Here is an 8,784-nt window from a genome sequence, read left to right on the forward strand (position 1 = left end):
CTACGGAGAGGGGCATCCGGCCCTGCAGTGCGTCGAACGCGTCGGCTCCGTGCGGGCCAGCATCGGAGCCGCCCCGCCCGAACAGGCCCGGGAGTGGGCGCGGGCCCGCCAGTGGCCCCAGGACGCCGTGCACGCGCTGTGCGCGGTGCTGCGCAGCCGGGGCCGGACACTGGGTGTGGTGACGTTCCTGCGCGGGGCGGGCCGCAGCCAGTTCGAACGGTCCGACTCGATCTACGCCGAGGACGTGGCCGTACGGATCGCGGCGGCGCTGGATCTGGCGGGGGCCGCGGGGGAGAAGTAGCGGCGGCCCAAAACTGGTCTCAGTACTGGTCTCAGCACCGGTCTCAGTACTGGTAGAAGATCCGGTCCCGGTACTCCTCGAACACCCGGCCGTTCCACTCGTGGCCGCCGTCCACGTTCCCGGAGCGCAGCAGCGGCGGCTCGATGCCGCGGTCGGCCAGGGTCGCCGCCGCCGTCGCCATGACGGCCTGGAGGAGGGCCGTGGTGACGACCGTGGAGGCGGGGGCGAAGGGGGCCGGGATGGCGTCGTGGGTGAGTTCCGCGTCGCCGATGGCGATCTTCGAGTCGAGTACGACGTCGCAGTGGTCCCTCAGGTACGTCCCGGAGGTGTGCCGTGACGTCGTCTGCGAGGCGTACGCCACCGAGGTCACGCCGATGACGCGGACGCCGAGGGCGCGGGCCTTCATGGCCATCTCGACGGGCAGGGCGTTGCGCCCGGACAGCGAGATGATCACCAGGGCGTCGCCGGAGCGCAGCGGCGACGTCTCCAGGACCACGCCCGCGAGACCGTCGACCCGCTCCAGGGCGGAGCCCAGCGTGGCCGGCATGACGTCGACGCCGAGGACCCCGGGCACCACGAGCAGGTTCATCAGGGCGAGACCGCCCGCGCGGTAGACGAGGTCCTGCGCGGCGAGCGAGGAGTGCCCGGCACCGAAGGCGAACAGCCGCCCGCCGTCGGCCACGGTGTCCGCGAGGAGCGTGCCGGCCGCCCCGACGGAGTCGGCCTCTTCGTCGCTGACCTGCTGGAGCAGGGTGATCGCGGCGTCGAAGAACTGGCCGGCCGGCGTACGGTCGCTCATGCGGGAGCCCCCTCGGTGAGTTTGTGTCGCGGATCACCGTGCGGTCTGGACCAAGTGGATGTCAATACGGCGTCGAGGGCGATCCGGTCCGCTGTGGAGCGGGCGGAGAGGGGCTTCGCGGACCGCCGTAACCGGCTGGTTTCAACGGCGCGGCACGGTTGTCAGTGCGATGCGTCAGAATTGAGTCCAGGGCCAGCGCACGCGCCGCGGAGCCGCCGAGCTTCGGGCAGAGGTAATCGAGGGGCACGTATGTCCGGACTGATCGACACCACGGAGATGTATCTCCGCACCATCCTTGAGCTGGAGGAGGAAGGTGTGGTCCCCATGCGCGCCCGCATCGCCGAGCGGCTCGACCAGAGCGGCCCGACGGTGAGCCAGACGGTGGCGCGCATGGAGCGCGACGGCCTGGTGGCCGTCGCCAGCGACCGCCATCTGGAGCTGACCGACGAGGGCCGCCGGCTCGCCACCCGCGTGATGCGCAAGCACCGGCTCGCCGAGTGTCTGCTCGTCGACGTGATCGGCCTGGAGTGGGAGCAGGTGCACGCCGAGGCCTGCCGCTGGGAGCACGTGATGAGCGAGGCCGTGGAGCGGCGGGTCCTTGAGCTGCTGCGCCACCCCACGGAGTCGCCGTACGGCAATCCGATCCCCGGTCTTGAGGAGCTGGGCGAGAAGGACGGGGCCGACCCGTTCCTCGACGAGGGCATGGTGTCGCTGGCCGACCTCGACCCGGGCCTCGACGGCAAGACGGTCGTCGTACGCCGGATCGGCGAGCCCATCCAGACGGACGCGCAGCTGATGTACACGCTGCGCCGGGCGGGAGTGCAGCCCGGCTCGGTGGTGAGCGTGACGGAGTCGGCGGGCGGGGTGCTGGTGGGCAGCGGTGGCGAGGCGGCCGAGCTGGACTCGGACGTCGCCTCGCATGTGTTCGTCGCCAAGCGCTGACCACGTCCTTCGCTCGGCGGGGCCGTCAACTCGTGGGGCTGGAGAGGCAGTTGTGGCGGTCTGCCGGTCGCGGAGATTCCAAGATTCAGTGCGCTGAATCGCAGCGCCGGGACGCTTCGCGTGCCAGGCTGTCGCGTGAGGCATATGACCGTGAGGGGGCGGGAGGATGTGCCGCAAACGTGGGGGTGGCCCCGGCGCCGTGCGGCGCCGGGGCCTGTCCTCCCCTGTGCTGACCCGGAGCCCCGAGCTCTCAAGGTCATCCCCTTCGGACCGGTTTCCCCGAGCGGTCCGCCTCCCGCTGAAGATCTCCCCTCGGCGGCGGCGAACATTCCTTGGGCCGGGTCACTCGAACGAGGGGTGTTGCGGCCGGAGACGGCATTTTCGAATCTGTATTCGATAACCTGTGGGTGATGAAACGCGCGGGGCGTGAGCTGTAGGAAGAGACGAGCAAGAGAAGAGACGCGAGCAAGAAGAAACGGCACAAGCGGCAGAGCGTGGTTCACAGGACCGATGGGCTCGAAGCGGGAGCGAGCGGTCCGTGCGGAGCTAGGGGGGTGCCAGGACCAATGGCGCGGCGCATCGACGTGACCGGAGCAGGCGGCGTACGCCTGGCCGCATGGGAGTTCGCGGACCCGCCCAAGTCGGGGGAGATCGAGCGGGCACCCGGAGTTCTCTTACTGCACGGCCTGATGGGCCGTGCCTCGCACTGGGCGTCCACCGCCCGCTGGCTCTCCGAGCGGCACCGCGCCGTCGCACTCGACCAGCGCGGCCACGGCCAGAGCGACAAGCCGCCGCAGGCGGCCTTCACCCGTGAGGCCTACGTCGAGGACGCGGAGGCCGCGCTGGAACAGCTCGGGCTCGCACCGGTCGTCCTCATCGGGCATGCGATGGGGGCGCTCACCGCGTGGCAGCTTGCGGCCAAGCGGCCCGATCTGGTGCGGGGGTTGATCATCTGTGACATGCGGGCGTCCGCGCTGGGCGCCGCCTCGCAGCGGGAGTGGTCCGACTGGTTCAAGTCCTGGCCCGTGCCCTTCGCCACGCTCGCCGATGTCCGGAAGTGGTTCGGCGAGGACGACCCGTGGGTGGAGCGGCCGAATCCGTCCCGGGGGGAGTTCTACGCCGAGGTCATGCAGGAGTCTCCCGACGGGTGGCGGCCGGTGTTCGAGCCGGAGCAGATGCTGAAGTCGCGGGAGACGTGGGTGTACGACGCGCACTGGGAGGAGCTTGCCCAGGTGCAGTGTCCTGCGCTTGTGGTGCGGGGGCTGGACGGGGAGTTGGGGCGGGCCGAGGCGCAGGAGATGGTGCGGGTGCTGCCGCGAGGGGAGTATGCGGAGGTGGCTGATGCCGGGCATCTTGTGCACTATGACCAGCCGGAGGCTTGGCGGGCGGCTATTGAGCCGTTTCTTGATGGGGTGCTGGTGTGAGATCGCCTACGGGGGTGGGGAGTGCGGTTGTTCGGCGGCTGCGGGTGCGTCGTGGTTGCTCGCGCAGTTCCCCGCGCCCCTAAAAGCCAAAAGCGAAAGCAAAAGCACACCACTCACCCCTTGCTGACCGCCGCCAAGATTTCCGGCAGCCGCCTCGCCGTCCCCGGGGCCGCCAGGCGCAGGCCCGCGTAAGTGATTGCCGCGCCGTAGCCCGCCCCCACCGGCAGCAGGAGCCAGCTCCACTGGTCGCCGTTCGCGGTCACGTTGGCCCAGATCGTGAGGGTGATGACGGGGGAGCAGAGCAGGGCCGCTGAGATCATGCCGCCGAAGATGGAGATCCAGGCCAGGCCGGCCTGGCCGGGGGCGACGTTCTTGTGGCCGCCCTGGGGGATGGAGTAGGGGAAGCGGGCCGAGGTCCAGGCGCCGGTCGCGAGCATCGCGCCGAGGAGGGCGAAGGAGAGACCGAGGACCTCGGGGAGCCGGGACCAGTCGCCGAGCATCGCCGTCGTGAGGATGGTCACCAGCGCCGCGTACGGCACGGTGATCAGCAGCAACGCGAGGGCACGGGCGCGGAGTTCGACGTAGGCGTCCCGGGTCGTGGAGATCGTCATCGCGACCATCCAGAACGCGGAGGTGTCCTGCCCGAACTGGTTGTACATCTGGATGCCGAGCATCCCGGCGGCGAAGCACGCGAAGTAGACCGAGCCGGTGCCCTGCAGCGCGTTGAACACCGGCACGATCAGACCGATCGCCAGTGAAGTCACCCATGCCGCTTTGGTCTTGGGGTCGCGCCAGACATAGCGCAGGCTGCGTTCCATGACCGTGCCGGTGCGGCCGGCCGGGAGGAGCCGGGCCAGGCCGCCGGTGGACGCCCTCTCCTTCGCGGCCGGTTCGGCGGACTGGAGGGTGGAGCCGTCGGGTGAGGTCATCAACTTGGTGAGGCTGCGCGACCAGAGGAACAGGAGGGCCGCCAAAGCGCCAGCGGACAGGGCGAGTTGGGTGACGGCGAGGCCGTAGGAACCCTTGCTCACCGAGTCCACCGCGCCGACCGCCGACGCGGGCGGCACCCAGCGCAACACCTCGGCCGCCGGGTCGAGTTGGGACAGTCCGGACGTACCGAGGCGCTGCGCACCGAAGTTGACCAACTGCGCCCCGACCGCGATCACCAGCCCGCTCAGCACCGCCAGGTCCCGCCCCTTCCGGCTGGTCAGCAGGCGGATGTTGGCGGCGGCGACGGCCCGCGCGAGGGCCACACAGACCAGCAGGGAGAGCGGGAGCGCCAGGGCCGCCGTGACGTACGCGGCGGCTCCGTGCGCGACCGCGATCACCGACCCGAGCAGCAGCGCCAGCGTGAACAGCGGGCCGATGCCGACCAACGAGGCCGCCAGCAGCGCCCGTACGAGAGGCTGGGGCCGCAGCGGCAGCATCACCAGGCGGGTCGGGTCGAGGGTCTCGTCGCCGGTCGGGAAGAACAGCGGCATCACCGCCCAGCCCAGCCCCAGCACCGCCACCAGGACGACCACCACGGAGTCGGCGTGCGAGTCCCCGCGCAACGCGATCAGCCCGAGCAGCTGCAGCGCCGCGAACAGCAGCGCCACGACCGCCGACGCGACATACGCGGCCCGCCGGCCACCTGACTGCCGTAGACCATTGCGCAACAACGACAGCTTCAGGCGTACGACGACGGGAGTGATCGAGGCGGGTGTCGTGGTGTCGCTCATCGGGTGCCGCCGCCCAGCCAGTCGAGGTCGGAGCCGTGGTCGCGGGCGCCCGCGCCGACGAGTTCGAGGAACGCCTGCTGGAGCGTGGGCGCTTCGCCGCGAACCTCGGCCAGGGTGCCCTGGGCGCGGATGCGGCCGGCGGCCATCACGGCCACCCAGTCGCAGAGGGACTCGACGAGTTCCATGACGTGGGAGGAGAAGACGACGGTGGCGCCGGAGGCGGTGTAGCGCTCCAGGACGCCCCGGATGGTCTGCGCGGAGACCGGGTCGACGCCCTCGAACGGCTCGTCCAGGAACAGGACTTCGGGATTGTGGAGGAGAGCGGCGGCGAGCCCGATCTTCTTGCGCATACCGGTGGAGTAGTCGACGACGAGCTTGTGCTGGGCGCCGGCCAGGTCGAGCACGTCCAGAAGCTGTGTGGCCCGCTTGTCGACCTCGGCCCCGGGCAGCCCCCGCAACCGCCCGCTGTAGCCGAGGAGTTCACGCCCCGAGAGCCGCTCGAAGAGCCGTAGGCCCTCGGGCAGCACTCCGATCCGCGCCTTCACGGCCACGGGGTCACGCCAGACGTCGTGGCCCACGACCTCGACGCTGCCCTGATCGGGCCGCAGCAACCCGGTCACCATCGAGAGGGTGGTGGTCTTCCCGGCCCCGTTCGGCCCGACCAGCCCGATGAACTTCCCGGCAGGCAACTCCAGATCGATCCCGGCCACGGCAACTTGCTGCCCGAACCGCTTCCAGAGCCCACGCACACGCACGGCAGCAGACGTCATACCTTGCAGCCTACGGTCAGGTGCCCCACCTAAGGGGCGCGGGGAACTGCGCGACCAGCCCCCACCGACCCGCACCCGCCGTACTACCGATCCCGCCCACACGCATAGGCGAGCGGCGAGATCAACTCCTCCGCATCCGGCAGCCAACGATTAGCCGCGGTCGGCCGGCAGGCCCACTGCACAGCCCCCCGAGACCCGAACCGAGTGGGCGGCGCGGCCACATACCCACCCTCACCCAGCACCACGAGATCGAGAGTGGTGGGGGACCAGCCGATCTTCCGCACCAGATCCGGCACCTTCACCGAAGCGCCCGGCAGAACGAAGAACTCCATTCGTCGCGCGGGCGTCAACGTGACAGGACCCAGCGTCAACTCCATGCGCTCCATCCGCGCCAGCGCCAGGAACCCCGCGGTCTCCGGAACGGAAATCGCGTCGAACGTACGCCCGGTGGGCAGCAGAATCGATGCGGCCGGCTGCTTCTGCCACATCCGCCGCGCGACCGTCGCACTGCCCGTCGCCTGTGTCGCCCAGTCCTCACGCGCCGGATGTGCGCCGGGTGCGGCGCACGCGGGGTCGCCGCACGAGCAGTGCTGCACCCCGTCGACGGCTTCCAGCCAGGTGCCGGGGAAGACGTCCCAGTGGCGCTCCTCGGCGTAGCGTACGGCTGTCTCCAGCAGCGATTCCCCGCGCTGCTTCGGAATCTGAGCGGCTTCGGTGCCCGCGATCGTCTCTTCCACGCCCAACACAACTCCCGCACCCACCTCGGGTTACGGCTGTAGCGCGCGCGGGGGAGGAGCATCGATTCCGCAACTGGGGCGCATGGAGGCATGTGTGGGGGCGCGCGGGAGGAACGACGGCGGGAGCTGGGTAGCCACGTGAGGGGCGGGCACCAGCTTTTACCCCGGCATTCCTCGCATGCTTCGCATTTTCGCCATGTTCGCTGGGCATTGATCTTCACGGCCGGATCTTTTCGCTTCAGGGGTTGTTCCCAGGGGGTACGCCATGGCCGCAAGGCCACTTGTCGCGCGGCAGCCGAACGAACGGCTGCAGGCGCTCATCCAGGAGGCGGGGTGCTCGAACGCCGGGCTGGCCCGCCGGGTCAACATGTGCGGCGCCGAGCACGGTCTCGACCTGCGCTACGACAAGACGTCCGTGGCCCGCTGGCTGCGGGGACAGCAGCCGCGTGGGCGGGCTCCGGCGATCATCGCCGAGGCACTGGGCCGCAAGCTGGGCCGTACGGTCACGATCGACGAGATCGGCATGGCCAACGGCAAGAACCTCGCGTCGGGTGTGGGCCTGCAGTTCTCGCCGACCGTCCTCGGGGCCATCGAGCAGGTGTGTGAGCTGTGGCGCAGTGACGTGGGGCGCCGGGACTTCCTGTCCGGTTCATCGGTCGCCGCGTCCGCGCTGGTGGAGCCGAGCCGTGACTGGCTGATCTCCTCGCCGGACTCGCAGGTCGCACGCGCGGCGGGACCGCGGGTGGGGCCGTCCGACGTGGCGGCGGTGCGCGCGATGACGCAGGCGCTGAGCGAGCTGGACCACCAGTACGGCAGCGGGCATGTGCGTCCGGTCGTCGTGCACTACCTCAACAGTGTCGTCTCCGGGCTGCTCGCGGGGTCGTACCGGGAGGCCGTGGGGCGTGAACTGTTCGCCGCCGTCGCCCGGTTGACGGAACTCGCCGGCTACATGGCCGTCGACACCGGTCAACCCGGCCTGGCGCAGCGGTACTACATCCAGGCGCTGCGCCTCGCCCAGGCGGCCGGGGACCGGGGATACGGCGGGTATGTGCTGGCCGCGTCCATGAGTCACCTCGCCGCGCAGCTCGGGAACCCGCGTGAGATCGCGCAGTTGGCGCGGGCGGCGCAGGAGGGGGCGCGTGGGCGCGTGACCCCGCGGGCCGAGGCGATGTTCCACGCGGCGGAGGCGCGCGGGCATGCCCTCATGGGTGACGCGCGGTCGGCGCAGCTGGCGTCGGGGCGTGCGGTGAGCGCGCTGGACGCGGCGGATCCGTCGTCCGGGGACGACCCGGCGTGGATCGGGCACTTCGACGAGGCGTATCTCGCCGACGAGTTGGCGCACTGCCACCGCGACCTGGGGCAGGCCGAGGCGGCGGCCAGGTGCGCGCAGGAGTCCCTGGACGGGCACCCGGAGTCGCGGGCGCGCCGGCGGGCCATCGGGTACGTACTGCTGGCGAGCGCGCAGGTGCAGCAGCGCGAGGTCGAGCAGGCCTGCAACACGGGCCTGAAAGCGGTGGAGTTGCTCGGTTCGCTGCGTTCCAACCGGGGCGCCGAGTACCTGGAGGACTTCCAGCAGCGCCTGGAGCCGTACCGGGACGAGCCGGTGGTGCGGGAGTTCGGGGCGCGGATGGAGTTGCAGGCCGCGGCGTGAGCGGGGAGTGAAGGAGGCTTCCGGTGGTGACCGGGTGGTGAAAGGAGGGCGCAGAGCGGGATTTGGTGCGGATGAGGGGCCGGGACTGTTACCGGGGTCACAAGTGGAGAGGTCCAGTCCAGTGCTGCGTGGCACCGGGCTCGGGGTACCCGGTAGCGTGAACCGACGATCCCGTAGGTCCCCCATTCGTAGGAGTCCCGGTGACGCAGAGTGGACAGGGCGAGGAGCCCTCGGCGCGGCCCGCGCGCGAAGGCATCGTGCTGCCCTCCGACGGAGGTGAACCCCTCCTGCCGGGTATGACGGGCGGACGCGGTAACCAGCAGTCGGCAGGGCAGCCGCCGAGCACACCCCCGGCCGGCGGCCAGGCCTGGGGCGGGTCCTGGGGCCCGGACCAGCAGCACGACCCACAGCACCACCACCAGCACCGGACCCCGGCCCC

General features: G+C 70.8%; 7 protein-coding genes and 2 pseudogenes. 5 read left to right on the forward strand and 4 right to left on the reverse strand.

All coding sequences use genetic code 11. The features are described from left to right. A pseudogene (locus R6V09_RS38950) lies at window positions 1–301 on the forward strand (diguanylate cyclase); the annotation flags it as partial. Window positions 302–344: 43 nt separating this feature from the next. Here R6V09_RS38950 and R6V09_RS38955 read toward each other — a convergent pair. Beyond that, window positions 345–1,100, reverse strand: coding sequence for an SIS domain-containing protein (locus R6V09_RS38955; protein WP_317886206.1), 756 nt, complete (start codon window positions 1,098–1,100; stop codon window positions 345–347). A 249-nt stretch (window positions 1,101–1,349) separates the two neighbouring features. Here R6V09_RS38955 and R6V09_RS38960 point away from each other — a divergent pair, with 249 nt between their 5' ends. Both R6V09_RS38960 and R6V09_RS38965 read left to right on the forward strand, forming a co-directional pair. Continuing rightward, complete coding sequence (locus R6V09_RS38960) at window positions 1,350–2,042, forward strand: metal-dependent transcriptional regulator (protein WP_317886207.1); 693 nt, start codon at window positions 1,350–1,352, stop codon at window positions 2,040–2,042. 566 nt (window positions 2,043–2,608) lie between these two features. Continuing rightward, window positions 2,609–3,466: an alpha/beta fold hydrolase gene (locus R6V09_RS38965; RefSeq protein ID WP_317886208.1), complete on the forward strand. Its 858-nt coding sequence runs from the start codon at window positions 2,609–2,611 to the stop codon at window positions 3,464–3,466. 113 nt (window positions 3,467–3,579) lie between these two features. Here the strand turns inward: R6V09_RS38965 and R6V09_RS38970 are convergent, their stop codons facing one another. The 3 genes from R6V09_RS38970 to R6V09_RS38980 form a co-directional block, all read right to left on the reverse strand. Further along, window positions 3,580–5,187, reverse strand: a complete 1,608-nt coding sequence (locus R6V09_RS38970) for a transporter (protein ID WP_317886209.1) — start codon at window positions 5,185–5,187, stop codon at window positions 3,580–3,582. Next, window positions 5,184–5,957, reverse strand: a complete 774-nt coding sequence (locus R6V09_RS38975; RefSeq protein WP_317886210.1) for an ABC transporter ATP-binding protein — start codon at window positions 5,955–5,957, stop codon at window positions 5,184–5,186. The genes R6V09_RS38970 and R6V09_RS38975 overlap by 4 nt, the downstream gene beginning before the upstream one ends. A gap of 83 nt (window positions 5,958–6,040) precedes the next feature. Next, on the reverse strand, window positions 6,041–6,703 hold the full coding sequence (locus R6V09_RS38980) for a bifunctional DNA primase/polymerase (protein WP_317886211.1): 663 nt from the start codon (window positions 6,701–6,703) through the stop codon (window positions 6,041–6,043). Window positions 6,704–6,959: 256 nt separating this feature from the next. Between R6V09_RS38980 and R6V09_RS38985 the strand changes: the two genes are divergently transcribed. Both R6V09_RS38985 and R6V09_RS38990 read left to right on the forward strand, forming a co-directional pair. Then, a complete protein-coding gene (locus R6V09_RS38985; protein WP_317886212.1) occupies window positions 6,960–8,345 on the forward strand; it encodes a transcriptional regulator in 1,386 nt (461 codons plus the stop codon). A 200-nt stretch (window positions 8,346–8,545) separates the two neighbouring features. After that, window positions 8,546–8,784, forward strand: a pseudogene (locus R6V09_RS38990) (hypothetical protein); the annotation flags it as partial.

This window comes from Streptomyces sp. W16, from assembly GCF_033194735.1.
Taxonomy (GTDB): domain Bacteria; phylum Actinomycetota; class Actinomycetes; order Streptomycetales; family Streptomycetaceae; genus Streptomyces.

What these genes read in the sequence shown, in the direction of transcription:
- R6V09_RS38975 (WP_317886210.1), bottom strand. Translation starts at nt 5,957, where the DNA reads ATGACGTCTGCTGCCGTGCGTGTGCGTGGGCTCTGGAAGCGGTTCGGG.
- R6V09_RS38985 (WP_317886212.1), top strand. Translation starts at nt 6,960, where the DNA reads ATGGCCGCAAGGCCACTTGTCGCGCGGCAGCCGAACGAACGGCTGCAG.
- R6V09_RS38965 (WP_317886208.1), top strand. Translation starts at nt 2,609, where the DNA reads ATGGCGCGGCGCATCGACGTGACCGGAGCAGGCGGCGTACGCCTGGCC.
- R6V09_RS38960 (WP_317886207.1), top strand. Translation starts at nt 1,350, where the DNA reads ATGTCCGGACTGATCGACACCACGGAGATGTATCTCCGCACCATCCTT.
- R6V09_RS38970 (WP_317886209.1), bottom strand. Translation starts at nt 5,187, where the DNA reads ATGAGCGACACCACGACACCCGCCTCGATCACTCCCGTCGTCGTACGC.
- R6V09_RS38955 (WP_317886206.1), bottom strand. Translation starts at nt 1,100, where the DNA reads ATGAGCGACCGTACGCCGGCCGGCCAGTTCTTCGACGCCGCGATCACC.